The 23,300-nt window shown below is 63.0% G+C and carries 20 protein-coding genes; 11 read left to right on the top strand and 9 right to left on the bottom strand.

All coding sequences use genetic code 11. The features are described 5' to 3' along the window. Nucleotides 1-4: 4 nt before the first annotated feature. The 3 genes from KIT10_03410 to KIT10_03400 form a co-directional block, all read right to left on the bottom strand. On the bottom strand, nt 5-646 hold the full coding sequence (locus tag KIT10_03410; protein MCW5898295.1) for a response regulator transcription factor: 642 nt from the start codon (nt 644-646) through the stop codon (nt 5-7). Continuing rightward, a complete protein-coding gene (locus tag KIT10_03405) occupies nt 646-2,493 on the bottom strand; it encodes a tetratricopeptide repeat protein (GenBank protein ID MCW5898294.1) in 1,848 nt (615 codons plus the stop codon). The genes KIT10_03410 and KIT10_03405 overlap by 1 nt, the downstream gene beginning before the upstream one ends. An 89-nt stretch (nt 2,494-2,582) precedes the next feature. Then, complete coding sequence (locus tag KIT10_03400) at nt 2,583-2,924, bottom strand: DUF962 domain-containing protein (GenBank protein MCW5898293.1); 342 nt, start codon at nt 2,922-2,924, stop codon at nt 2,583-2,585. Nucleotides 2,925-2,974: 50 nt separating this feature from the next. Between KIT10_03400 and KIT10_03395 the strand changes: the two genes are divergently transcribed. From KIT10_03395 to KIT10_03380, 4 genes are all read left to right on the top strand, one after another. Then, nucleotides 2,975-3,316: a hypothetical protein gene (locus tag KIT10_03395; GenBank protein ID MCW5898292.1), complete on the top strand. Its 342-nt coding sequence runs from the start codon at nt 2,975-2,977 to the stop codon at nt 3,314-3,316. Nucleotides 3,317-3,352: 36 nt separating this feature from the next. Continuing rightward, nucleotides 3,353-4,939, top strand: a complete 1,587-nt coding sequence (gene bshC / locus KIT10_03390) for a bacillithiol biosynthesis cysteine-adding enzyme BshC (GenBank protein ID MCW5898291.1) — start codon at nt 3,353-3,355, stop codon at nt 4,937-4,939. A 99-nt stretch (nt 4,940-5,038) separates the two neighbouring features. Beyond that, on the top strand, nt 5,039-6,571 hold the full coding sequence (gene guaA, locus KIT10_03385; GenBank protein MCW5898290.1) for a glutamine-hydrolyzing GMP synthase: 1,533 nt from the start codon (nt 5,039-5,041) through the stop codon (nt 6,569-6,571). Between the two features lie 101 nt (nt 6,572-6,672). Continuing rightward, on the top strand, nt 6,673-8,403 hold the full coding sequence (locus KIT10_03380) for a LysM peptidoglycan-binding domain-containing protein (GenBank protein MCW5898289.1): 1,731 nt from the start codon (nt 6,673-6,675) through the stop codon (nt 8,401-8,403). Nucleotides 8,404-8,408: 5 nt separating this feature from the next. Here KIT10_03380 and KIT10_03375 read toward each other — a convergent pair whose 3' ends face one another. Further along, nucleotides 8,409-10,175 carry a M23 family metallopeptidase gene (locus KIT10_03375; GenBank protein MCW5898288.1) on the bottom strand — a complete coding sequence of 589 codons (1,767 nt, stop codon included), beginning with the start codon at nt 10,173-10,175 and terminating at the stop codon, nt 8,409-8,411. Nucleotides 10,176-10,323: 148 nt separating this feature from the next. Here KIT10_03375 and KIT10_03370 point away from each other — a divergent pair, with 148 nt between their 5' ends. The 4 genes from KIT10_03370 to KIT10_03355 all read left to right on the top strand — a co-directional run bounded on the left by KIT10_03370 (nt 10,324) and on the right by KIT10_03355 (nt 13,353). Continuing rightward, a complete protein-coding gene (locus KIT10_03370) occupies nt 10,324-10,617 on the top strand; it encodes a hypothetical protein (GenBank protein ID MCW5898287.1) in 294 nt (97 codons plus the stop codon). A gap of 19 nt (nt 10,618-10,636) precedes the next feature. Then, nucleotides 10,637-10,918: a cell division protein ZapA gene (locus KIT10_03365; protein MCW5898286.1), complete on the top strand. Its 282-nt coding sequence runs from the start codon at nt 10,637-10,639 to the stop codon at nt 10,916-10,918. A 66-nt stretch (nt 10,919-10,984) separates the two neighbouring features. Beyond that, nucleotides 10,985-12,526, top strand: coding sequence for a ribonuclease Y (rny, locus tag KIT10_03360; GenBank protein MCW5898285.1), 1,542 nt, complete (start codon nt 10,985-10,987; stop codon nt 12,524-12,526). Nucleotides 12,527-12,660: 134 nt separating this feature from the next. After that, nucleotides 12,661-13,353, top strand: coding sequence for a class I SAM-dependent methyltransferase (locus KIT10_03355; GenBank protein MCW5898284.1), 693 nt, complete (start codon nt 12,661-12,663; stop codon nt 13,351-13,353). Nucleotides 13,354-13,360: 7 nt separating this feature from the next. Here the strand turns inward: KIT10_03355 and KIT10_03350 are convergent, their stop codons facing one another. The 3 genes from KIT10_03350 to KIT10_03340 all read right to left on the bottom strand — a co-directional run bounded on the left by KIT10_03350 (nt 13,361) and on the right by KIT10_03340 (nt 17,489). After that, on the bottom strand, nt 13,361-14,335 hold the full coding sequence (locus KIT10_03350) for a T9SS type A sorting domain-containing protein (protein MCW5898283.1): 975 nt from the start codon (nt 14,333-14,335) through the stop codon (nt 13,361-13,363). Between the two features lie 464 nt (nt 14,336-14,799). Beyond that, a complete protein-coding gene (locus KIT10_03345; protein ID MCW5898282.1) occupies nt 14,800-16,248 on the bottom strand; it encodes a T9SS type A sorting domain-containing protein in 1,449 nt (482 codons plus the stop codon). A gap of 524 nt (nt 16,249-16,772) precedes the next feature. Continuing rightward, the gene (locus KIT10_03340; protein MCW5898281.1) at nt 16,773-17,489 is read right to left on the bottom strand and encodes a hypothetical protein; all 717 of its coding nucleotides are present in this window, start codon (nt 17,487-17,489) and stop codon (nt 16,773-16,775) included. Nucleotides 17,490-17,779: 290 nt separating this feature from the next. Here KIT10_03340 and KIT10_03335 point away from each other — a divergent pair, with 290 nt between their 5' ends. Next, nucleotides 17,780-18,544 (top strand): IS1595 family transposase, encoded by a 765-nt coding sequence (locus tag KIT10_03335; protein MCW5898280.1) that lies wholly within the window; start codon nt 17,780-17,782, stop codon nt 18,542-18,544. Here KIT10_03335 and KIT10_03330 read toward each other — a convergent pair. Then, nucleotides 18,541-19,347, bottom strand: coding sequence for a hypothetical protein (locus KIT10_03330; protein ID MCW5898279.1), 807 nt, complete (start codon nt 19,345-19,347; stop codon nt 18,541-18,543). The genes KIT10_03335 and KIT10_03330 overlap by 4 nt on opposite strands. Nucleotides 19,348-19,679: 332 nt before the next feature. Here KIT10_03330 and KIT10_03325 point away from each other — a divergent pair, with 332 nt between their 5' ends. Both KIT10_03325 and KIT10_03320 read left to right on the top strand, forming a co-directional pair. Beyond that, a complete protein-coding gene (locus tag KIT10_03325; GenBank protein ID MCW5898278.1) occupies nt 19,680-20,690 on the top strand; it encodes an SDR family oxidoreductase in 1,011 nt (336 codons plus the stop codon). A 32-nt stretch (nt 20,691-20,722) separates the two neighbouring features. After that, the gene (locus KIT10_03320; protein MCW5898277.1) at nt 20,723-22,522 is read left to right on the top strand and encodes an SLC13 family permease; all 1,800 of its coding nucleotides are present in this window, start codon (nt 20,723-20,725) and stop codon (nt 22,520-22,522) included. Here the strand turns inward: KIT10_03320 and KIT10_03315 are convergent. After that, complete coding sequence (locus KIT10_03315) at nt 22,510-23,217, bottom strand: hypothetical protein (protein ID MCW5898276.1); 708 nt, start codon at nt 23,215-23,217, stop codon at nt 22,510-22,512. The genes KIT10_03320 and KIT10_03315 overlap by 13 nt on opposite strands. Nucleotides 23,218-23,300: the final 83 nt, after the last annotated feature.

Genomic DNA, 23,300 nt, shown 5'->3' with positions numbered 1-23,300 from the left:
GCTTCTACCGCCCGTAGAACTTGTTGACCGCCTCCACACGATTCTGCACGTGCAACTTGCCGTACATGCGGTGGATGTGCTGTTTCACCGTACCGATGGTGAGGCCGAGGCGGTCGGCGATCTCCTTGTAGAGCAGACCTTGCGAGAGCAGCTCCAGCACGGCGTGCTCGCGCTCGGAGAGGGGGCTTTTGCCCTTGGCGCTCTGCTGATGCACGGGCCGGAAATGGGCCACCACGCGGCGGGCCACGGCGGTACTCATGGGCGCGCCGCCTTGGTGCAGCTCCTTGATCGCCTCGATGATCTGGTCCGGCGAACTGCTCTTGAGGATGTAGCCCGTGGCGCCGCCCTTGAGCGCTTCGAACACGCGGTGGTCATCGTCGTGCATGGTGTACATGAGGAATTGTGTGGCGGGCATGTCACCACGCAGTTCGCGCATGCAGTCGATCCCGGTCATGCCGGGCATGCTGATGTCCATGAGCACGATGTCGACCTCCTTGCGCGGCATACCGGCCACAGCATCCTCGCCATTGGCGAACACGGACATCAGATCGAAACCCTTTTCAAGCCGAAGCAGATGCGCGATCGTCTCCCGGATCACCGGGTCGTCCTCCACCAACGCCACGCGGATGTCGCTCGCACCATTCATCAGGACGAAGATGGTGCCGAGCCTTGGTCACTGACAAGGGAACTTTTGTTAGTGCCCGCGAGGGGCACATGGAATTCCACCCGTGTGCCTTGCGTGCCGCCCACGGAGAGGCTGCCGCCCAGATCGGTGATGCGCCTGCGGATGTTGCGCAATCCGTTGCCGCCGTTAGCGGCCGAGGTGACGACCAGGCCGGTGCCATCGTCCTGCACCGCCACATGCAATCCGCGGTCCCAGCGCATGACCAGCGATACCCGTTGGGCCCTGGCATGCTTCACCACATTGTGCAGGCATTCCTTCACAACCAGAAAGATGTTGCGCCGCTGCTGGGTGGTGAGCTGCATGTCCGGCCATGGGCCTGTGGCATCGATCTCGGCTTCGAGGCCATTTTCCAGGAGATAGCTGCGCGCGTGCCCCGTGGTGTAGGCCACCAGGTCCTCCAGGCTGCCTTGGTCGCTGTTCATGGCCCAGATGATCTGGCGCATGCTGCTGATGAGTTCGCCGGTGCGCTGGGCCAGATCCATAAGCTGCCCACGTCTTTCCGGGTCGCTTTCGGTACGCAGGGCCATCTCGCTGCGCAGCTTCAACGCGCCCAGTCCGGCGCCGAGGTCGTCATGCATGTCGCGGCCCACCTCCTCACGGATCCGCAACTCGGCAATAGTGCGTTCCTGCTGCAGCCGCAGCACTTCCAGCCCGGCGAGCCGCTCCTTGTGGCGCAGACGGCTCATGTTCACCAGATAGAGCAAAGCCAGGACCGCCATGATGATGCCCGAGCCGATGATGGCGATGAGGCGTGTGGTCTGAACGTGGTCCAGGGCTTCGAAGAGCTGGCGCTGTTCCAGCATGGCCACCTCCAGGTCGCGGTCGCTGCGCATCAGCTCCGCCTGCGTGTTCAGGGCCGAGTGGATGTTGCGGGCCGTGATGGTGCTGTCGATGCGGTGCCATTCGCCTGTGAGCCGCAGGGCGCGTTCCAGATCGCCCAGGTCGCGGGCGGTCTTGGCACCCACCCGGGCGAAGTTCCTTTGGGTGACCATGCCCACCCCCGAGCGGTGGGTGGCCAGATAGGTTTCGGCACTGTCCAGGACCATGGCGGCATCCTTTCGCCGGCCTACCACTACCAGCGCGTTGGCACGGCCCACCAAGGCGTCCACACCGATGTCGTGGTCGTTCGCCCTTCGTGCTATGGCGGCCGATCGCTCGTAGTGCCGGAGTGCGCTGTCGGGCCGCTGCTGCCTAAGCGCGAGGTTCCCCAGCGACCAGTGCGCCACCGCCTCGGCCCGTTCCGCGCCCGAAGCCCGGGCCAGTTCCAGGGAGCGCCACAGGTGGAGCGCCGCACTGTCCAAGCGCCCCAGGTTGGTGAGGTAACTGCCCAGATTGCCATGGATGTGGTGCAGTTCCGTGACCGGGTAGCGCGCCGCGGGCGAACGGGGGAACCAGGCCAAGGCTTCGCGGAGATAGGGCAGGGCCTGCCGGTTGTCCTGGATGTTCTCATGCAGCAGGCCGCGCAAGTTGTTCACATTGGCCACCAGCGTGCTGTCCGCCAGCTCGTGTGCCAGTTCCATGCAGCGGTCCAGGTCGCGCATGGCATCATTGAAGAGGCCCTCGTAGTAGAGCACTTCGGCGCGGTAGCTCAGCAGGTAGTAGAGCGCCTCGGTGTCCCGGTCATGATCGATGCGCAACAGCGCATCGCCGATCAGGTCCATGGACCGTTCCGCGCTGAAGGCGTCCATCTCCACCAGGATCCGCTGGAGGGTGTGATGCAGGGTGCTGTCCGCGAAGTAGGGCAGCTGCCGCATGGTGCGTCCCACGGTCTGTTGCGCGGCAAGCTGGCCGATGCAACCGCAGAACATGATGCTTGCGATCCAAAGGACATGCGCGTGCCGTGCGACCGCTGGCGGCGGCTTGGGCCGTGCCTTCCCAAGCGATCCGGGGTCATCCATCATGACCCTTGGGCGCGTGGATCGAAGCGTTCGCGGCCCGTGAGCAGGTGCCACCACAGGATGAAGTCGCTCGCCAGGCTGTAGCCCGGGTACTGGAAGGTGGCCGGCTTGTTCTTCTCGAAGAAGAAGTGGCCCACCCACGCGAAGCCATAGCCACCGATGGGGATGAGCGACAACCACCAGGCGTTGCGCTGCAGGATGGCCAGTGCTATCCAGAGGGCGATGAGGCTGGTGCCGGTGAAGTGCAACACACGGCTCACCGGATGCCGGTGTTCGCTCAGATAGAAGGGATAGAACTCCCGCAGGCTGCGGAATCGTCCGGTGGAACTGTCCTTCGTCATGTGGCGATCTCCGCTTCGATCCGAAATTAGCACAACCAAAACCTTTCGTCATGCTGTCCTTGATCGTCTTTCTTCTGGGTCTGGCCCTGCCGCTCGCCACGCCACCCACCGCAGCAGCTACATACGATGCCATGGCCGTGGCCGTGATCGACGGCCTGGACGATGCGCAATTGGCGAACCTGGCCAAGCAGGTGGGCCCGCGCAGGGGTGTCACCTTGGAGTACAGCTGCGCGTGGAGCGGCTTGGTGGTGGTGAAGTTCGCCGATATCAGCACGGGCGAACGCGCCGATGTGGTGACCATGGCCCGCAGGCTCTTCGATGAAGCCGGCATCACCGCGAAGGTCGACTTCGTTCACATCCACATCGAGCCCAAGGGTACGGGCAAGTGCTGAGGGCGCTGAGGGGGCGGGTCTACCTTTGCCGCCCGCATGCAGGCCCACCGCATTCCCTACCGTGATACGCATCGCTTCGGTCGCATCGTGCTGGACCTGCTCGCCGATGCGGAGGAGATCGGGGAGTTCAGGGCGTATCCCCACACCTTGGAGGGCCTGACGGCCTCGGCCAACGCGAGAAGCTTCGACCCCGCGCAACGGCAGGTGCTGTGCGAGGTGTTGCGCCGACAGCATGCCGATCCGGACCCGCATCCCGCCGTCCGGTCCAATTTGGAAGCGCTCGCCGATCCCCGCGCGTTGACAGTGGCCACAGGCCACCAGCTTTGCCTCTTCGGCGGACCGCTGTATGTGGCCTTCAAGATCATCAACACTGTTCGCTTGGCACGCGACCTGTCGGCCGCGCTGGACCGCCCCGTGGTGCCCGTGTTCTGGATGGCCAGCGAGGACCACGACCGGGCGGAGATCGACCACGTCACCATCGGCGGGCGGCACGTGCAATGGCCCGGTGAGGCAGGTGGGGCCGTAGGGGTGATGAAGTTGACCGGCGTCGCAGCGGTGGTGGAAGAGGCGATCGCCGCCTTGGGGAGCTCTTCGCATGCCGGCCCGATCGTGGAGATGCTGCGTGCCGCCTACAGACCGGAGCGCACGTTGGCCCAGGCTACAAGACATTTCCTGCACGCGGTGTTCGGCCGCTTCGGTGTGGTGATCGTGGACGGCGACGACCCGGCGCTCAAACAGCTCTTCGCGCCGCTGATGCGGGAGGAATTGCTGAACCAGGTCGCGTTCAGGGCCGTGACCTACGCCAACGACAAGCTCGGTGAACGATACGGCGCGCAGGCCCATGTGCGCGAGATCAACCTGTTCCACCTGCGTCCGGGGCATCGTTCACGCATCGAGTTGCGCGATGACCGCTACCAGGTGCTGGATGGTGGTCCGGCCCTCACCCTGGACGAATTGCTGGCCGCCTTGGAGAACGATCCGCAGGTCTTCTCTCCAAACGTGTTGATGCGCCCGATCTACCAGGAGCACATCCTGCCCAATGTGGCCACCATCGGAGGGGGAGGGGAGCTCGCCTACTGGCTGCAATTGCGGTGGTTGTTCCAAGCGCTGCGGGTGCCCATGCCCGCTGTGCTTCTGCGCAGCAGTGCGGCATTCGTTGCCGCCAAACAACTGCGGCAATGGCACGATATGGAGCTGACCATCGGCGATCTGTTCCGCCCGGAGGCCGAGGTGCACCGGCAGGTGGTGGAGCGTGGCGCGTCGGACGTCATCGGGGTGGAGCAGGAGCGGGCCACCTTGCGTGCCATGTATGATGGGCTAGCCGCGCGTGCCACCACCGTGGATCCCACGCTGCGCGGACTTGTGGAGGGCCGGGCCGCGGAAGCCGTGAAGGGTTTGGACCGCATCGCGGAGGGCATGCTGCGCGCGGTGAAGCGCCGCGAAAGCACCACCATCGAACGCATCACGCGCACGCATGCCCAACTCTTCCCTGGCGGCGAACCGCAGGAACGTGTGGAGAGCTTCATCAAGTTGATCGCGGACCAGGGTGATGAGGTGTTGGACCTGCTGCTCGACCGGCTCGATCCGCTGGACCCACGCTTCACCGTGTTCGAGGTGGCATAGCGTTCCGGAACACCTTGTTCATTCGAAGATCCGCTCGGGCGCGCTGGCTACCTTCGCCCACGCATCGGCAGCAACCGACCCACCGGTGCCGTACGCTTCGTGACCGGCTTCATCCTCATCCTTGACCACGGTTCGCAGTACACCCAGCTCATCGCGCGCCGCGTGCGCGAGTTGAACGTCTACTGCGAGATCCATCCTTTCAGTCAGGCCTCCCGTTTCAAGGACGACCCCGCCGTGCGTGGCGTCATCCTCAGTGGCAGTCCCAGCAGCGTGCACGATAAGAACGCGCCGGACACCGACCTGACCGGCTTCTTCGGGCGCGTGCCCGTACTGGGCATCTGCTACGGTGCCCAGTTGCTGGCCAAGCGCGCCGGAGCCAGCGTGGAGCGCAGCAACACCCGCGAATACGGCCGCGCGCACCTCAGCACCCTTGGGGCAAGCCACCTCTTCGACGGCATCCAGGCCGGCACCCAGGTGTGGATGAGCCACGGAGACAGCATCACCGCGCCCAGCGAGGCCATGGAAGTGATCGCCAGCACCGCCGACGTGCCCGTGGCCGCCTTCCGCCTGCGCGACCACATGACCTTCGCCGTGCAGTTCCATCCCGAGGTGTACCACACCACCGATGGCCTGCAATTGCTGCACAACTTCGTCATCGGCATCTGTGGATGCGCTGGCGATTGGACCCCCCACGCCTTTGTGGAGAACACCGTGGCTCGGCTGCGCGAGCAGATCGGCGGCGACCAGGTGGTGCTGGCGTTGAGCGGTGGGGTGGACAGCAGCGTGGCGGCCCTCCTCCTGGACCGCGCCATCGGCGACCAGCTCCACTGCATCTTCGTGGACAACGGCCTGTTGCGCAAGGACGAGTACGCCCGCGTGCTCGAGAGCTATCGTCACCTGGGCCTCAACATCAAAGGGGTGGACGCCAGGGCCGAGTTCTTCGCGGCGCTGAGCGGCCTGGGCGATCCCGAAGAGAAGCGCAAGGCCATCGGCCGCACCTTCATCGAGGTCTTCGACCGCGAAGCGCACCGGATCCAGGACGTGAAGTGGCTCGCGCAGGGCACCATCTATCCCGACGTGATCGAGAGCGTGAGCGTGAACGGCCCCAGTGTCACCATCAAGAGCCACCACAACGTGGGTGGTCTGCCGGAGCGCATGAAGCTGCAGGTGGTGGAACCGCTCCGGCTGCTGTTCAAGGACGAAGTGCGCCGGGTGGGCCGCGAGTTGGCGCTGGATCCCATCATCCTGGGCCGCCACCCCTTCCCCGGTCCCGGTCTGGCCATCCGCATCCTGGGCGAGGTCACCGCCGAGAAGGTGGCCCTCTTGCAGGAGGTGGACGACATCTTCATCGCAGGACTGAAGGAAGAAGGCCTCTATGACCAGGTCTGGCAGGCAGGCGCCATCCTGCTGCCTGTGCGCAGCGTGGGCGTGATGGGCGATGAACGCACCTATGAGAACGCTGTGGCCCTGCGCGCGGTGACCAGCACCGACGGCATGACGGCCGATTGGTGCCACCTGCCCTACGAGTTCCTGGCACGGATATCGAATCGCATCATCAACCGGGTGCGCGGCGTGAACCGCGTGGTGTACGACATCAGCTCGAAACCCCCGGCCACGATAGAATGGGAGTGAAGTTGAAAGCGATTGGCGCCCTTGCATCCAACTCGGCGAGCTTGGGTCTACGCTCCGGTTCCGCCCTGGTGGTGGCTTGCCTGTGGCTCCTGTTTGCGCCTATGCTTTCCCAGGCGCAGGAGACCCGCACCATCGCCGGCAAGCGCTACACGGTGCATGTGGTGGAAGCCGGGCAGACGCTGTTCGCCATCGGCCGCAGCCATGCCGTGCCGGTCGAAGCCCTCCTCGCCGCCAATCCGGAGGCGAAAGAGGGACTGAGCATCGGTCAGGAGATCCTCATCCCCCAGGATGCCGTGGTGCGCAAGGAGGTACGTAACGCTCCGGTGCTGCTGCGCGATGGCGAACTGCTGCACACCGTGGCGAGGAAGGAGACGCTCTTCGGCATCGCCCGCAACTACGGCCTGCACATCAACGACCTGCTCGAGCGGAACCCGGAATTGAACGCTTCCGGTCTGCGCGAAGGCATGGAAGTGATCATCCCCATGGCCCAGCGCACCGACGTCCGCGATCCCGCGCTGCGGCCAGCCGAGGGAGGAAACGTGCACGAGCATCTTGTGCGGCCGGGCGAAACGCTTTATGGTCTCGGTCAACTCTACGGTGTGGAGCCCGACCGGATCGCTGCCGCCAACAATGGCCTGCCTGAAGGCTTGAAGGCCGGCAGCTTCGTGCGGATCCCGCTGCCCGCGGGGACCGAAATTCCGGTGGCGACCGATCCCCGGCCGGTGATGGGAGGCACGATGCACCGGGTGGGGCTCATGCTGCCTTTCGCGCTGGACCGGAACGACAGCCTGCGTGCGGCTCGCCTGGCGCCGGGCGACAAGCCCTTGCACGAGGCCACGCGCATCGCCGCGCAGTTCTATGCCGGAGCGCTTTTGGCCATCGAGGCGGCGGAGCTAGAAGGTCTGCTGGCGGAAGTGACCGTGCTGGACATGGGTGAGGACGCGCGCACATGGGCCTCCGTGCTGAAGCGTTCCGAACTGCAGCGCCAGGACCTGTTCATCGGACCCTTCCACCGCAGTGCCATCGAGCAGCTCGCGCGGGCGCATCCCGGCGCGCACATCGTGTGTCCGGTACCGCAGAGCAACAAGGTCATCCTGGGCCACCCCAACGTGAGCAAGGCCACCGCTTCGCGCAACGACCTCATCCGCCACACGGCGCGCTACGTGGCTCAGCGCCATGGCCGCGACAACATCATCCTGCTGAAGCCCGACATCCACGCCGACCGCGATGCGCAGGACCAGATGTCCCGCGCTTTGGCGGATGCTTTGGCCAACCAGAATTCACGGCTTCGTGATACCGCCTTGGTGGCCCGGCCCGGCCGCCGTGACCTGGGTGACCTGCCCGGCAAGCTCAGCCACGATCGGCTGAATGTGGTGGTGGCGCCGAGCGATGATGTGGAGTTCGTCACCAACCTGGTGGGCAAGTTGAAGAGCCTGGCCACCAAGCAGCGCATCATATTGGTGGGCCTGGAAAGTTGGGCCACCATGGAGACCGTGGCCGCGACGGACCTGGAGGTGTTGGGCTTCATGTACGCGAGTCCCACCTGGGTGGACCATGGCGAAGCCCGAGTGCAGGCCTTTACGCGCACCTTCCGGGAGCGGTTCGGCCATGATGTGGACGAGTACGCCTTCCTGGGCTACGACGTCACCCGCCATTACCTGCGCGCCATGGCCGCAACGGACGGCGGTGCACCCGTGCGCATGGACCTTCCCCAGAACGACCTGTTGCACATGGGCTTCCGCCTCACGCGCACCGGTCCTGAGAATGGCTGGCGCAACGAGTATGCGGTGATGCTGCAACAGAAGGAGTATCGCCTGGTGAAGGCGCCATAGCCGCGTCAGCGGTTGAACACCTGGCCCCACTCGGCGCGGTTGCCGCGGTCGTCGGTCACCTGCACCTTGAAGGTCTTCCTGCCGGGCGCCTTCGTATGCTTGTCAAAGCGGTGGTAAATGGTCTTGGTCTTGGGGTCGTACTCCAGCAGGATCCACTCGCCGTCCAGTGTGCCGCGCCAACCGGCGATCCCGGACAGGTCGTCCGTGATCTGTATGGTGAAGCCCTCGCGGTTGGCCATCTCGGCGCGCAGGTCCACGTTCGCGATCTTGGGTGGAACGGTGTCCAGCATCACGGTGTAGTGGCCAAAGGCCCGCACTTCCGCGCGCACCCCGCCGTCCTGCCAGGTGCCACCCTGTGGGGATAGCTTGCCGTCGGCCTCCATGCTCACGATGAGGGCCTTGCTTCGATGCCGCTCTGGGATGTCCGGCGTCGCGATCCACAGTCCGCAGTTGGCGTGGATCGGCTCCAGGGGGTCGTGCAGCAGGTGCAACGGACCATATGCTTTGGCGGGCGCCGGCTTGCGGGCATAACGCACGAAGACATCATCGTACAGCGCCATCGCGGGAAGGGTCATGCGCACGCCTTCCTCCTCCAGCACGTTGGCGGCATCATACCGGAACAAGCTGCCCTCCAGCATGGGAATGGGCCAGGAGGCGGCTTCTTCCGCCGTTGCTCCATGCAGGGTGAAGGTCAGTTCCGAAGTGTTCCCACGCCCATCAGTGACCACGAAACGCACGGCATGGTCGCGGCCGGGCACGGGCACGATGCGGCCTTGGGCGGGTTCCTTGCCATAGATCCGCAACTTGTTGTGCGGCAGCTTGAAGCAGCGGTGGTAGTCCTTCTTGTGTTCCTTGAAGAGACCGAACTCCACATGGGCGTTGCAGTAGCGATTGTGGTCGAAGTCCACCTCGTCGAAGCGGGTGGTGAAGACCGCCACACTGTCCACGAAGAGTTCGATGCGGCGCACCCCCATGCGGAAGGTGCTGTTGTCGTAACGGTCGAAGGTGTTGATGGAGAAGCCCACGGTGCCGAAGGCGGCCACGCGCTCGCCGGGCTTCAGCCCGTAGTGCCCCCCACCGCCTTGGGCGGCGAAGCCCAGGGCCTTGCCGGGGTAGGGGGCCACCTGCGAAGAGTCCGTCAACGGATGGATGCGTACGCCCACGATCTCCGGCGGTGTGCGGTCCGGGGCGCGCAACCCGAAGAGTTCGGGATCTATGGCGCGTTGGCCAGCCGTCTTGCGCACCTCGAAATGCAGGTGCGGACCGCCGCTGCTGCCCGTGTTGCCGCTCAGGGCGATCGTCTCGCCCTGCTTCACGGGCAGCTTGCCCTTGTCCGGGTAGATGTCGATGCTGAAGTCCTTGGCGCGGTACTGGGCATCCAGGCAGGCCTCGGCGGTGGCACCCTCCAGCCTTTGAAGGTGTCCGTACACGGTGGTGTGGCCATCCTCATGGTCGATGTAGACCGCCTTGCCATAGCCCCAGGGGCTGATCTTGATCCGGGACACCCAGCCATCGGCCACGGCCCGCACGGGAATACCCTCCCGGCCCTGGGTGCGCATATCCAGCCCGCTGTGGAAGTGGTTGCTACGGGGCTCCATGAAGTTGCCGCTCAGGTCCAGCGGTATGTCCATCGGCTGGATGTAGCCCGTGTGGGTCTTCGGCTGTTGCGCGCGTGAAGCGAATGGGGCTATGGTGCTGAGCAGCAGCAGAATGATGATAGGGGCGCAGGAGTGGATCGGCCGCATGGGGAGCAGGTCGGCGTGGAGATGCAAGCGGCCCCGAAGCTATCGCCATGCCGTATCAGGCGATCCGGGAACCTCTTCGGTGGCATCAACAGCTTGGGGTTCAAACAAAACAAGGGGCTGGTCCAAGGCGCCTTCTATCTTTGGCCTCGGACCCTCGTCATCAGGAAACCGATCCATGACCGCACCCCCCCTGAAGGACCGCTTGGTGGCGATCCAGGAACAAGTGACCCGCCTGGTGCGGGAACACGGGGAGGCGCAGCGCAAGGCGGCCGAACTGGAGGCCGAAGTCTTGGAACATCGCCGCATGTGCGATGTGCTGAAGGCCCGGGTGGCGGAATTGGAAAGGGAGAACGAGGGTCTCCGCAAGGCCCGGGTGGCGAGCAGCCGGCCGGCCGACACGGGAACGAAGGAAAAGATCGACGAACTGGTGAACGAGATCGACCGTTGCCTGGCTTTGATACAGGCCTGACGGCGGCGAACGAGCGACCATGGAAGACCGATCGGTAAGGATAGAACTCGCAGGCCGTGCGTACCCCCTCATCATCCATGCGGGTGAAGAGGTGAACGTGCGCAGGGCCGTGGATGAGATCAACGAGAGCATTTCGCGACTCAAAGCCAGCCACCCGCTGATCGATCGGCAGGACCAACTGGCCATGGCCGCCTTGGAGGTGACGGTGCGCGCGCTCAACAGCGCCACCCCGGAGCACGAGGCGGAAGTGGAGGCGGCGGTGGCCGCGCTCGAAGGCTTGCTCTCCGATCGGCGGGTCTGATCCCCTTCGCTCCCCTGGAGCCTTTGTGGAGACCCACGGCGGGGTCCACCGGAAAAAACGTGGACCATGGACATCATCAGCATCATCATCGGCCTCCTGGCCGGCCTCGTGGCCGGTGGGGCCATCGTATTCGCCGCGCTCAACAGCGTGATGAAGAAACGCCGCTCGGGCATCCTCAAGGAAGCGGAGGCCGAGGGCGAGGCCCTCAAGAAGGAGAAGATCCTGCAGGCCAAGGAGAAGTTCCTGCAACTGAAGGAACAGCATGAGAAGGAGGTGCGCGAGCGTGAACGCAACGTGCAGCAGGCCCAGGAGAAGGCCAAGCAGCGCGAATCCCAGCTCAGCCGCCAGCAGCAGGAACTCGCCAACAAGGAGAAGCAGGTGGACCGCCTGAAGGGCGAGTTGGAACAGAAGCTTGAAGGCTTGGAACGTCGTCGCGAGGAAAGTGAGAAACTCCACGCCAAGCAGGTGTCCCTGCTGGAGAACATCAGCGGCCTGAATGGTGAGGAGGCCAAGAAGCAATTGGTGGAGAGCCTCAAGGACGAGGCCCGCACCGCCGCCATGGCCCACATCAAGGACGCGCAGGAGGAGGCCCGCCTCACCGCCAACAAGGAGGCCAAGCGCATCGTCATCCAGACCATCCAGCGGGTGGCCACCGAGCACGCCATCGAGAACGCCGTGAGCGTGTTCCACATCGAGAACGACGACGTCAAGGGCCGCATCATCGGCCGCGAGGGGCGCAACATCCGCACGCTGGAGGAAATGACCGGCGTGGAGATCGTGGTGGACGACACCCCAGGGGCCATCATCCTCAGCTGCTTCGACGCCGTTCGCCGCGAGGTGGCCCGTCTGGCCCTCCACCAGCTGGTGAAGGACGGCCGCATCCACCCGGCCCGCATCGAGGAGATCGTGAACAAGACGCGCAAGCACCTGGAGGAGGAGATCATGGAGGTGGGCAAGCGCACCTGCATCGACCTGGGCATCCACGGCCTGCACAACGAGCTCATCCGCATGGTGGGCCGCATGAAGTACCGCAGCAGCTACGGCCAGAACCTGCTGCAGCACAGCCGCGAGGTGGCCAACCTCAGCGCCATCATGGCCGCCGAACTGGGCCTCAACCCCAAGGTGGCCAAACGCGCGGGTCTGCTGCACGACATCGGCAAGGTGCCCGACGAGGATCCCGAGCTGCCGCACGCCATCCTGGGCATGAAGCTGGCCGAGAAGTACGGCGAGAAGCCCGACGTGTGCAACGCCATCGGCGCCCACCACGACGAGATCGAGATGACCACGCTGCTCAGTCCCATCGTGCAGGCCTGCGACGCCATCAGCGGTGCCCGCCCCGGTGCCCGCCGCGAGGCCACCGAAGCCTACATCCAGCGCCTCAAGGACCTGGAGAGCCTGGCCATGAGCTACCAAGGCGTCACCAAGGCCTTCGCCATCCAGGCCGGCCGCGAATTGCGCGTGATGGTGGAGAGCGAAAAGATCACCGACCAACAGAGCGATGAGCTGAGCATGAGCATCGCCGACCGCATCATGAACGAGATGACCTATCCCGGCCAGGTGAAGATCACGGTGATCAGGGAGAAGCGATCGGTCGCGGTGGCCAAGTAGGGGCCGGTCATGACCGGCCCACTTGGCCACGGTCACGTCCCCCGCGACCCAACGTCCACCACCCACCCGAACCAGGGGGCGGCACTGTGCCGCCCCTTTTCTTTGCCACCATGCCGGTCCAGGGTATCCCGACCTTGAGAGACATCTTCCAATGGGAGGTGCGCACCTGGTCGCGGGCCTTGCCGCTGTGGGAGCAGCACTTGCCCAAACATCGTCCGGCCTCCGCGCTGGGCATCGGCGAGCGGGAGGGAGGTCTCAGCCTTTTGCTCGCCACGCTCGGCTTCGACACCCATTGCACCGACCTGCATCCGTTCACGGCGGCCACGCTTGCATCGCACGGCGACATCCAGGGCGATGGCCGGATCACGTATGGCCAGGAGGATGTGCTGCAGCTATCGCACGCGGACGCCACCTTCGACGTGGTCTTCTTCAAGAGCGTGATCGGGGCGCTGGGCAGCAAGGACAAGCAGATGCGCGCCATACGCGAGATGCACCGTGTGCTGAAGCCCGGCGGGGTGCTGCTCTTCGCGGAGAACCTGCAAGGGACCCGCCTCCATCGCTGGCTGCGGAAGCGCTTCGTGGCCTGGGAACACCGCTGGCGATACCTGCACATCCTGCACGATCGCGACCTCTTCGCGCCCTTCGCTGAGCTGCACACGGGCAGCACCGGTCTGCTCGCCAATCTGGGCCGCAGCGAAAAGCAACGCGATCTCCTCGCCCGCCTGGATGGCCTGCTGATGCCAATGGTGCCAAAGCGCTGGCGCACGGTATGGTATGGTGTGGCGATCAAGCCCGAAGCCCTCGCCGGTCCATTTCCGCCGGCCTGAAGCGAGCCTACTCTTTCACGAATCGCGAAGCCGCAAGGCGTCCACCACGCCGATCCAAGACCATAACGAGGTAGAGTCCTGGTGACAAGCGGCCCACTTCGATGCTGTTGAGGGATGCGGTCCGGTGGAGGACAGGCCGGCCGGCCAGGTCGGTGACCACCACCTGTGCGGCATGGGCCGGAAGACCTGAAAGGAAGAAGCTCTGGGTGACCGGATTGGGGTGGAGGACCACTTCGGAGGAGTGTTGCGGGGCGGGGACGGAGACGGCTTCGCTGCATTCTTCCACAGCATCGCCACCGATCCATTGTGCCACTCCATTCATGGTCACCCCATCGATGGTCGTGAGGCCACCGCATACGTAGAGACTGTCGCGCCAAACGGCCAGGTCGCTGAGGTAGGCGGCGCTGGAAAAAGTGCCAGGCGGCCGGCACCACTGGTTGCCGTTCCACTTGGCCAGGCGGTCCACCGGGATGCCACCGGCGTTGTGGAAAGCGCCGCACACCCAGAGTTCATCACGGTACCATTCCAGGTTCAAAGCCGCACCGTTGGCAGGGGTCAGATGGGCCAGGCCGGTACCCAAGCGTATCCATTGCTCCCCGTCGTAGCCCACCACCAGATCGGCCGGACCGCCAGTGGCTTCGCGGAATGCGCCGCACAACCAAAGCGTGTCGTTGCGTATCGTGAAGTCCTTCACGGCCCCCATGGTGTTCCAGCCGGGCACGGCTTCCCATTGTTGGGTGGCATGGTCGTACCGCATCATGGAGGTCCACTCCCCGGTAAGGGGACTGAGGTACAGCCCGGTCACATAGGTCTTGCCATGGAGATCGAAGACCCATGCGGTGTAGTTGCCCGTGTGCGGTGGTACTTGCGCGAAGGGTGCCCAGGGTTGGGCCTGCTGCCCATCAAAGGTGAAGACGTTGGCCGTCTCAGGCCCGCACAGCGTATCGGCGAAGCCGGTGAAGTACAATTGGGATTGTGGCATACGGGGTCCCAGTAGATACAATCCATGGTTTATCGGAAGAGCACAATCCAGGATCCATTTCCACCTATGCTCGGTAGTATCAAGTCGCCCCCAACCCCTTACCCAAATTTCAGCGATCGGATCGTAGTTCGCGAAAGACCCAGTTGCGTATAGGTCATTCTGGAACCGAAGGAACCATTGCACGGATTGAACCACAGAACCCCCCTCCCAGAAGTTGATCCGGTGGGCGAGGCTGTCCCAGCGCTCGCCATCCCATTGCGCCACACCCAAGGCAAGGACTGTGTCCTGCGCATTCAGCATGTGGATGAATGTTCCGCCAGCGAGCAGCCGGTCAAGGACCGTATCGCCATATAGGCAAGTGATCTGTGTGCCTGCGGGACTTTTGCCCTTGCCCAAGGAACGCCAGTACTGAGCTTGTGAGCGTCCGCAACACAGGGCAAGCAGGACCAGGATCAAGGCCGATCTCATGGTTTGAAAAGCTTGGAGGAATAGACCGCACCGTGGTTATTCAAGACCCGGATGGCGTATATCCCACTTGCTCGGGCAACCAACGATATGGTGGGCTGGGGGTGTTGGACATGGATCTGCTCCACCAACCGACCCCCAGCGTCGTACAATGCGATGTTCCATGGACCCTGGCCTGGCAGGTCCAATTGCCAAAGGCCATTCTGATCCAGGAGTACTGCGTGAAGGCCCGCAGTATCCCACAAGCTGTTGAGCGGAGGGATGCCAACTGTAGCTGACACGTCGAACGAGGCCATGAAGGCATCATAGCCCCATGGGATCCCTTCGGGTTGGGCGAGCATCCATGGATGGAAGTCCAGGAAGTACTCCATGTCGTACCAAGGCGCGAAAGGATTGCTGCCAGTACCGTAGTTGTTCACGTACTGGAAATACCCCAATGGGATCCCTGGTTGATACTCCACCAAAGGGAAATCCATGGGACCGGCACCCCAGGCGCGCTGCGAGGCCGTGGCGCCACAGATGAAAACCTCGTCGGATGTGGCGGCGATCCCCCAGCCCCGTTCGGTTCCTGCACCGCCGAAAGCGGTACGCCAGAAAAGATGCGGTGCTTGGCCTGGAGGGGCCTGAATGCCGATCAGGAAGGCGTCCCGCGTCCAGGGTATGCCATGGTTCTCCATGGCAAAGTAGGCTGGCGGATTGCCGCTGCCCAATGTACCTGTTGGGCTGCGGCTGTCGCCGATCATGTAGATCCGGCCAGCGCCGTCCGATGTCACACTCAGGATCACGTCCTTGTCGCTGCCGCCGTACAAGGTACCGTACCACAAGTCCCATGGGTCCGTCCTGAAGCATAGGATGACCGCCTCGGTTTCACCGTTCGTGACGATCCTGTGGTAATTGCCCCCGCCAGGGTAGGGCGCTTTATCGGGGTCCAGGGTTGAAGCCAATGTGCTGCCCACCACCCAGAGCTGGTCCTCATGCAACGCCAAGGCATAGGCGACATCAATGCTGTTGCTTCCCCAATAGGTGCTCAACTCGATCTGATGCGTATGTGTGATGTCGAGCTTGGCCACGAACATCGAGAATTGGCTCGGATCCGTTGGTTGGTAGAATCCCTGGCCACCTGTTGGAGGTACCACATCCAAGGGAGCGCTGTTGGGGTAGGTGAACCAACTGGCCGTGGAACCCGTGATCCACATGTGCTTGACGCCTTCCTCCGCAGGGGCGATGCGCATGTCCCTGATCATCGTCTCCGGTGCTTGCTGGCCCCATTGGGTACACCACTTGATCTGGTACTGTTCATCGAAAACGAGGAAGAACCCTCCACCATCGGATCTTGTGAAAGCACCTGGGGGCGCTACGGTGGGGTATTGCGTGATCGGCCCCCATTCAGGATGGCTCACGTGCCCGCCCACTGCCAGTAGTCCGTCCTCATCCACATCGATGGCCATACCATGTTCAGACCATGTGGATGCGCCGGATTGTCCATGGGTCGTGGCCCAGTCTCGAATGCCATTAGATCTTCGGAAAGCTCCCACCCACATTCTATGGAGTCCTCCATCATAGCCATCTATATGGGCATCATGGAATATGGAACCCCCTTCACGGTATGCCGCGAATTCGTGGCTGTTGGTCGACCCAGTAACGAAAGCATATGGACCTGCCCCTGTCAACCCTTTTCCCAAGGCGACCTTGTGCGCTTTGGTCTCCGAGAGGGCATCGAATGAAGTACCCCCACCATAGAAGGTACCCCATTGGATCTGCTTGCTGTGTCCATTGTACCTGATGACCACCGCCGCAACCCCGCCCTCATACTCGCCATTATTTGGGTTGAAAACTTCCGAACCCGGCGCAACTGGGAAGTCATGCCATCGGCTGTATCCACAAGCATAGGCATTGCCCTCTTCGTCCACCTTCACACTTTCCAATTCTTCATCGGAATTGTAAAGTTGTTGGGCGGTGTCTTTTAACATGCCTACTCGCACTGATGGGGCTGCGTGGGGTCGCCTGTGAAAGGCACCTCTTCATTACCTCTTCGGAAGTCATTGGCAAACATGCCACGGCTTGCTTCATACCCCAACCGGAAGCGCCAATGGTACAAGGTGCCGAATGCCGTGGAATAGACGATACACCCAATGATGAACAATTGGGTGCCTTCGTAATTCTCCAGAATGCTGTTGTGCATTTCGGGGGTCATATCCCACGGACCCATTGGAGGCAACAGGCCCTCTCCGGAATGGGATGCCTTTTCGCGCCGTTCCGAGCTGTCTATTCTTTCGCCCGAACCCAATATGAGAAGCGATCCGCCCTGGGTGATGTCGCTAACATGAACGACGCCTTTGCTTCCGTGCAATTCATACCGATAGTTCACCTGCCGGATTTCTATGGAGGACCGGCCGTAGTTCAAAAGGGCATAGCGGATGCGAAGAGTGTCGGTGTAGTCCATGGACATGGAGGATACCCCAACCCTGCCGCGCTCAGCCTCCCGCATATCGGACGCAGTTTGTACGGCGGCATCGGCGGATATTTTGGCGGCATCGGCAGCATTGCGCGCAACAATGTTGGCCCTTCGTATCAATCGTCCCTGCCACCATGTGACAATGGTAATGATGACTGTGAATGCCGCAATAACCCAGTCCGGGTTAAGGGTCGTGAAGGTGTCTACTACTGCCGTAGAGGGATACCACTTCATGAACTCTTGCTCTGTTGCATAGTTGGGCTTATTGTTGGCGCGCTTCTGATATACTGTACTGAACGTTTCGACAACCCATGAACGTCGTTGAGATCTCCAATCGCTTCCCCACGGAAGTCGATGCCGTGGCGCATTTCGAGCGGGTGCGCTGGGGTAAGCGCCCGAAGTGTGCCTATTGCAAGGGTACCAAACTTGGCGCTCGTTACCAAGACCTGCGGCACAAATGCCTTGGGTGTGGGCGGTCCACCTTCGTTACCGTAGGCACCCCGTTGCAGGGTACCCGGTTACCCTTGCGCACGTGGCTCTATGCCTTCGGTATCGTGGCCGATGCGAAGAAGGGCCTCAGTGCGTTGCAGCTACACCGCAACCTTGGGGTAAGTTACCCAACGGCATGGGCCATGTACCACAAGATCCGGGACCTTATGGCCATGGAGCAGGCCGACATGGACCCGCTCAACGACGTGGTGGAAATGGACGAGACCTTCGTGGGCGGCAAGCCGCGCAAGCCCAACCTTGTACGCATGACGGCGGGGCAGCGCGTTGCCATGAACCAGCGTGTGAAGGATGCCAAGGCCGACGGCTTCGACCTGCGGCCCCTGCGTGGCAACCCGGCGCGGGTGGCCACCAACGTAAAGCGCGGGCGCGGCACCAAGAAGGTGCCGGTGGTGGGCATTGTGCAGCGTGACGGCACCGTGGTGGCCCAAGTGATGCGCTCCCTAACGGCCAAGAACCTGCGGGCCATGGTGGAACGGCACGTGGCCACCGAGGACGCCTTGCTGATCACGGACAACTACTCGGGCTACTCCCGCCTTGACCGGATCATTGACCACATCAAGATCGACCACGCCCGTGCCTACTCATACAAGGGCGTGAACACCAACACCATCGAAAGTTTCTGGGCGCTCATGAAGCGCGGCATCGTGGGCCAATACCACCAGGTAAGCCCCAAACACCTGCCGCGCTACGTGTGCGAGTTCGCCTTCAAATACAACAACCGGCACCATGACGACATGTTCGAGACGTTGGTGGAAAATGCCATCCGCCCAACATCTTAATAATTCCGTTCTTCATTCGTGCCACCGCCAACGAAAGTGCTCCAATGGAGATTTTTTGGATCGCCTCCTGACTGCAGGGGCATCGGCGGCGGACCGATCTGGAACACCAGCGGCAGGGAAGGGTCGTGGGCCTGGAACGAGAAGCTGACGACCGGTGTGCCGTTGAGGATGACATAGCTCGCCATCCAACCCAGTGGTATGGTGGCGCCAGCAGGTGTCACTTGGTAGGCGACGGCCTCCTCGAACCTGACCCATCTGTGCCTGATATATAGGCGCAACGCATTCTGCCAGTCGATGTTCAGGCTGTCCTGTCCCTCGAAGAAGAGTTTGATCTGTGCGGGGTTGCCACCTGGATGGACCACGAAAGCCATTCTGGGTCCCATGCTGGCCGAATAGATGTGTACATCGATGTCATCCCATGCCTGCGGATAAAGCACCCGATCGAACGCTGGTACACCTTCCACACTGGTGCTGCCCAGGTAGTAGTTCATCACCCCTTGGACCGGGACGCCGATGGCGATCGGGTCTACGCGTTTGGCATTCCGAAAGTGCATGTCGACACGATACAGCGTGTCCGGGACAAGGGTATCGTTGGAAGATGCGAGTGTGAAGGAAATGGCACTGCTGTCCTTCAAATGGATCCCGACCGGCCATTGCTCAACGGAGTACCTGATGTCATTCTGGGCCTGGCCAGCTGTGTTGAATAGCTGACCATCGTTGCGCCGCAAAGCATGTGGTCCAGATGTGTCTCCATAAATATCTGGTGGGATGTAATAGCTCTGTGCGGTCGATGTCTCGATCATAGAGCAAGCGATGACCACGCATAGGGCGAAGCTATGCGGTCTGCGGTATGCGGTATGCGGTATGCGGTATGCATGGCAGATATATTTTGGAGTAATGAAGTTAATGTCGAAATACGGATCATCCAAATCGGAGGAGCCATCGGAACCGGGGTGATCCCCTCCTACAGGTGGTACGAACTACTGACGCGTTTCGAATGTGTGCTCCAGCCACCGGTGCCTCGCATCTGGCGCAGGGTATGGCGCGGCGATCAAGAAGCGATCGTGAAGAGCCTGGCGGGAAGCCGGCCTCCCTGGGCTGAAGGGCGCGTCTACCTTTGGCCGACCCTCCGCGCATGACCAACAACCACGACCGCCCCATCCTCGTCACCGGCGGGGCGGGCTTCATTGGCAGCCACCTCTGCGAGGCCTTGGTGGAGCGCGGCGCCGAAGTGCGTTGTTTGGACAACCTGGCCACGGGATCCCGCGCCAACATCGCACATCTGGAGGGCCGCCCCGGCTTCCGTTTCATCGAGGGGGACATCCGCAGCGCCGACGATTGCCGCACCGCCGTGGAGGGTGCCGGTGTGGTGCTGCATCTGGCCGCACTGGGTTCCGTGCCACGCTCCATCGCCGATCCGCTCTCCACCCACGCGGTGAACAATACCGGCTTCCTCCACATGCTGGAGGCCGCGCGCCTCACCGGGGTGCGCCGCTTCGTTTACGCCTCCAGTTCCAGCGTTTATGGCGACAGCACCACCCTGCCCAAGCAGGAGGACCAGATCGGCCGGCCGCTTTCGCCCTACGCGGTGACCAAGGCCGCGAATGAAGCCTACGCGGGACTCTACCATCGCCTGCATGGCATGGGCACCATCGGCCTGCGCTTCTTCAACGTCTTCGGTGAACGGCAGGACCCCAACGGCCCCTATGCCGCGGCCATCCCGCGCTTCATCCAGCGCATGCTGCGGCATGAGGCGCCCCAGGTGCATGGTGATGGACAGCAGTCGCGCGACTTCACCTACGTGGGCAATGCCGTGCAGGCCCTGCTGGCCGCCATGGACGCCGAAGACCCGGGCTGTCTGGGCAATGTGTTCAATGTGGCCTATGGGCAGCGCACCACGGTTTTGGAGCTGCTGGCCATCCTGCGCAGCGAATTGGCGCGGTACGATCCCGTGATCGGCACCTTGGGCGTGGAGCACGTGGAAACGCGCCAGGGCGATGTGCGCGATTCGCTGGCGGATATCTCTCGGGCACGTGAGCTGTTGGGCTTTGTACCCCTGCACGACCTGCGCAGCGGACTGGCGCGCGCCGTACCCTGGTACCTGCGCAACTGGGGTGGCAAGCCGCTCCTTTCGGTGGCGCGTTGAACCGCAGGGATATCTTTCCTTCGCAACCCGCCATGAGCCCCCACGAGTGGATCGTCCTGGCCGTCACCCTCGGGGCGGTGGTCCTTTTCGTCACCGAAAAGGTCTCGATCGACCTGGTGGCGCTGCTCATCGTGGCCAGCCTGGTGCTCACCGGGGTACTCTCGCCACGTGAAGGATTCGCCGGCTTCAGCGACGCCGCCACCCTGACGGTCGCCTTCATGTTCGTGCTCAGCGCCGCGCTGCTGCGTACGGGCGCCATCAGCACCCTGGGGCCAAGGCTCTCGCGCCATTTCCGGGAACGGCCGGTGATGGGCATGCTGTTGTTCATGCTCACCGTGGGCGTGCTGTCCGCCTTCATCAACAACACGCCCGTGGTGGCCCTGCTCATTCCCATGGTGGTGCAAACGGCCCATGCCTCGGGCCAATCGCCCAGCAAGCTGTTGATCCCATTGAGCTACGCTTCCATCGTGGGGGGCACCACCGTGCTCATTGGCACCAGCACCAACTTCGTGGTGAGCGGTGTGATGGACGAGAGCGGATTGGGGCCGCTGCGCATGTTCCAGCAGACGCCTTTGGGGATCATCTTTCTCCTGGTGGGTGTGCTCTACATGGCCTTCATCGGGCGCAAGTTGCTGCCCGACCGGCGCGAGGAGACGGACAAGCGGACGGGCTACGACCTGCGCGGCTACCTCACCGAGATCGAACTGCTGGCCGATGCGCCCAGTGTGGGCAAACGCATCATGGACAGCGCCCTGGTGAAGGAATTGGAGATGGACATCATCGAGATCCGGCGCGACGGGCAACGCTTCACCTTCCCGGCGGGCGACATGGTGCTGCAGGCGGGCGATATGTTGCAGGTGCGCTGCGACGTGGGCCGCATCCGCACCTTGAAGGAGCGCGCGCACATCTCCGTGAAGCCGCCGTTGCGCGTGGCCAATGACGACATGCGCAGCCGCGGCACCACCCTGGTGGAACTGGTGATCACCAGCAACAGTCCGCTGGAGGGCAAGACCCTGGGCGACGCCGACCTGATCCGCAGCTACCGTGCCGTGCCGCTGGCCGTTCGCCAGCGCGATGCCTTGGTGCACGAGCGGTTGTATGACACTGAACTGCGCAGCGGCGACGTGATCCTGGCGGAGATCAAGACGCACTTCATCCGCCGCATCAAGGAGATGGGCGCACGGTCCGATGCCCCCTTCGCCATTCTTACCGAGACGGAGGGCATGGCCGACTTCAACCGCAGGCGCTTCCTGTTCGTGGCACTGATCCTCGCTGGTGTGGTCTCCTGTGCTTCCATGGAGATCATTCCCGTGGTGGTGGCCGCGCTCGCCGGTGTGGTGGCCTTGGTACTGGGCCGCACCATGACGATGAAGGACGTCTACGAGGCGATCGACTGGAAGATCTACTTCCTGATGGCGGGCGCATTGAGCCTGGGCATGGCCATGCACAAGAGCGGACTGGCCGACCGCGCGGCCGGTGGTCTGGTCTATCTGGTGGGCGAATGGGGCGGACCGATCGCGATCCTGGCCGGGGTCTACCTGCTCACCACCCTGCTCACCGAGGTGATGAGCAATACGGCCACGGCGGCGCTGGTGGCGCCGATCGCCATCAGCACCGCGGCCGCTTTGGGTCTGAGCCCCATGCCCTTTCTCATGGCCGTGATCTTCGGGGCCAGCGCCAGCTTCATGTCGCCCATCGGCTACCAGACCAACACCATGATCTACGGCGTGGGCCGCTACCGGACCAGAGATTTCCTGTTGGTGGGAACGCCGCTGCAGCTGCTCTTCTGGCTCATCGCCACGCTGCTGATCCCCGTGTTCTATCCCTTTTGAGCCGCCTGCCCGATCCGGTAGCTGAGGCCGATCGTCAGAATGGTGGCGCGTGTGCTCTCGGCCATGATGAGCTGTGGCGGCCGGTTGATCAGGGCGAATTCCTGCGACCGCTCCACCAGGGGTATGAGATGCTGTCGCAACTGCAGGTCCAGTCCCCACTTGAACTCACGCGCCAGGGGCACGGCCAGACCGAGGATGACGCCCGCCTGTCCGGGCCGGTGGAAGTGGTCGCGTTGCAACTGGGCCTGGTTGTAAAGCGGGAAAAAGACGCCCTGCGCGTCGTTCTCAATGCGGTTGTTGACGCGGGTGACCGTGGCGGCGAAGAAGCCGGCCTGGAGGATGGTGCCGCTCATCTGGGGGAAGCCCAATACCATGTCAAGACCCAGTTGCGTGCGTTCGGTGACGAAATGCACGCGGTAGGCCATGCGGGTGCGGTAGGCGTTGAAACCCAGGTTCAGCGCGGGTTGGAAAAGGACCTTGCGCTTCTCCCCGGCGAGCGTGATCGATCCGTTGAGCATGATCGTCTGTCCCGGGCTGCTGGTCAGATCCTCGCCGGGCGAGGTGAGCAGGTTCATACCCCAGGCGCCATGCACGCGGCCTTCCACGAACTGGGCTTTCGATGGCGGTGCCACGATGGCGATCGGCAGTAAAGCGAGAATGAACCCGAGCGGCGCAACACCAGGACAAGGACGCATGGGGCCAATTTACCGCCAGGCCGACCCACGACCTGGTACGTCGTGAAGGCGGAAACCGCCAAGCCACGTGGTCCCTGGTGTTT

The organism is Flavobacteriales bacterium (assembly GCA_026129465.1).
Classification (GTDB): Bacteria; Bacteroidota; Bacteroidia; order Flavobacteriales_F; family PHOS-HE28; genus PHOS-HE28.
Note: the sequence above shows the minus strand (reverse complement) of the source record. Positions and strands in the feature narration are given on the sequence as shown.

Excerpts from the sequence above, each read along its gene's own strand:
- KIT10_03340 (MCW5898281.1), bottom strand. The coding sequence starts at position 17,489 with ATGAAGTGGTATCCCTCTACGGCAGTAGTAGACACCTTCACGACCCTT.
- rny (MCW5898285.1), top strand. The coding sequence starts at position 10,985 with ATGGACATCATCAGCATCATCATCGGCCTCCTGGCCGGCCTCGTGGCC.
- KIT10_03395 (MCW5898292.1), top strand. The coding sequence starts at position 2,975 with ATGCTGTCCTTGATCGTCTTTCTTCTGGGTCTGGCCCTGCCGCTCGCC.
- KIT10_03365 (MCW5898286.1), top strand. The coding sequence starts at position 10,637 with ATGGAAGACCGATCGGTAAGGATAGAACTCGCAGGCCGTGCGTACCCC.
- KIT10_03380 (MCW5898289.1), top strand. The coding sequence starts at position 6,673 with ATGCTTTCCCAGGCGCAGGAGACCCGCACCATCGCCGGCAAGCGCTAC.
- KIT10_03400 (MCW5898293.1), bottom strand. The coding sequence starts at position 2,924 with ATGACGAAGGACAGTTCCACCGGACGATTCCGCAGCCTGCGGGAGTTC.
- KIT10_03325 (MCW5898278.1), top strand. The coding sequence starts at position 19,680 with ATGACCAACAACCACGACCGCCCCATCCTCGTCACCGGCGGGGCGGGC.
- KIT10_03315 (MCW5898276.1), bottom strand. The coding sequence starts at position 23,217 with ATGCGTCCTTGTCCTGGTGTTGCGCCGCTCGGGTTCATTCTCGCTTTA.
- KIT10_03370 (MCW5898287.1), top strand. The coding sequence starts at position 10,324 with ATGACCGCACCCCCCCTGAAGGACCGCTTGGTGGCGATCCAGGAACAA.
- KIT10_03330 (MCW5898279.1), bottom strand. The coding sequence starts at position 19,347 with ATGATCGAGACATCGACCGCACAGAGCTATTACATCCCACCAGATATT.
- KIT10_03350 (MCW5898283.1), bottom strand. The coding sequence starts at position 14,335 with ATGCCACAATCCCAATTGTACTTCACCGGCTTCGCCGATACGCTGTGC.
- KIT10_03410 (MCW5898295.1), bottom strand. The coding sequence starts at position 646 with ATGAATGGTGCGAGCGACATCCGCGTGGCGTTGGTGGAGGACGACCCG.
- bshC (MCW5898291.1), top strand. The coding sequence starts at position 3,353 with ATGCAGGCCCACCGCATTCCCTACCGTGATACGCATCGCTTCGGTCGC.
- KIT10_03345 (MCW5898282.1), bottom strand. The coding sequence starts at position 16,248 with ATGGCCATCGATGTGGATGAGGACGGACTACTGGCAGTGGGCGGGCAC.
- KIT10_03320 (MCW5898277.1), top strand. The coding sequence starts at position 20,723 with ATGAGCCCCCACGAGTGGATCGTCCTGGCCGTCACCCTCGGGGCGGTG.
- KIT10_03405 (MCW5898294.1), bottom strand. The coding sequence starts at position 2,493 with ATGTTCTGCGGTTGCATCGGCCAGCTTGCCGCGCAACAGACCGTGGGA.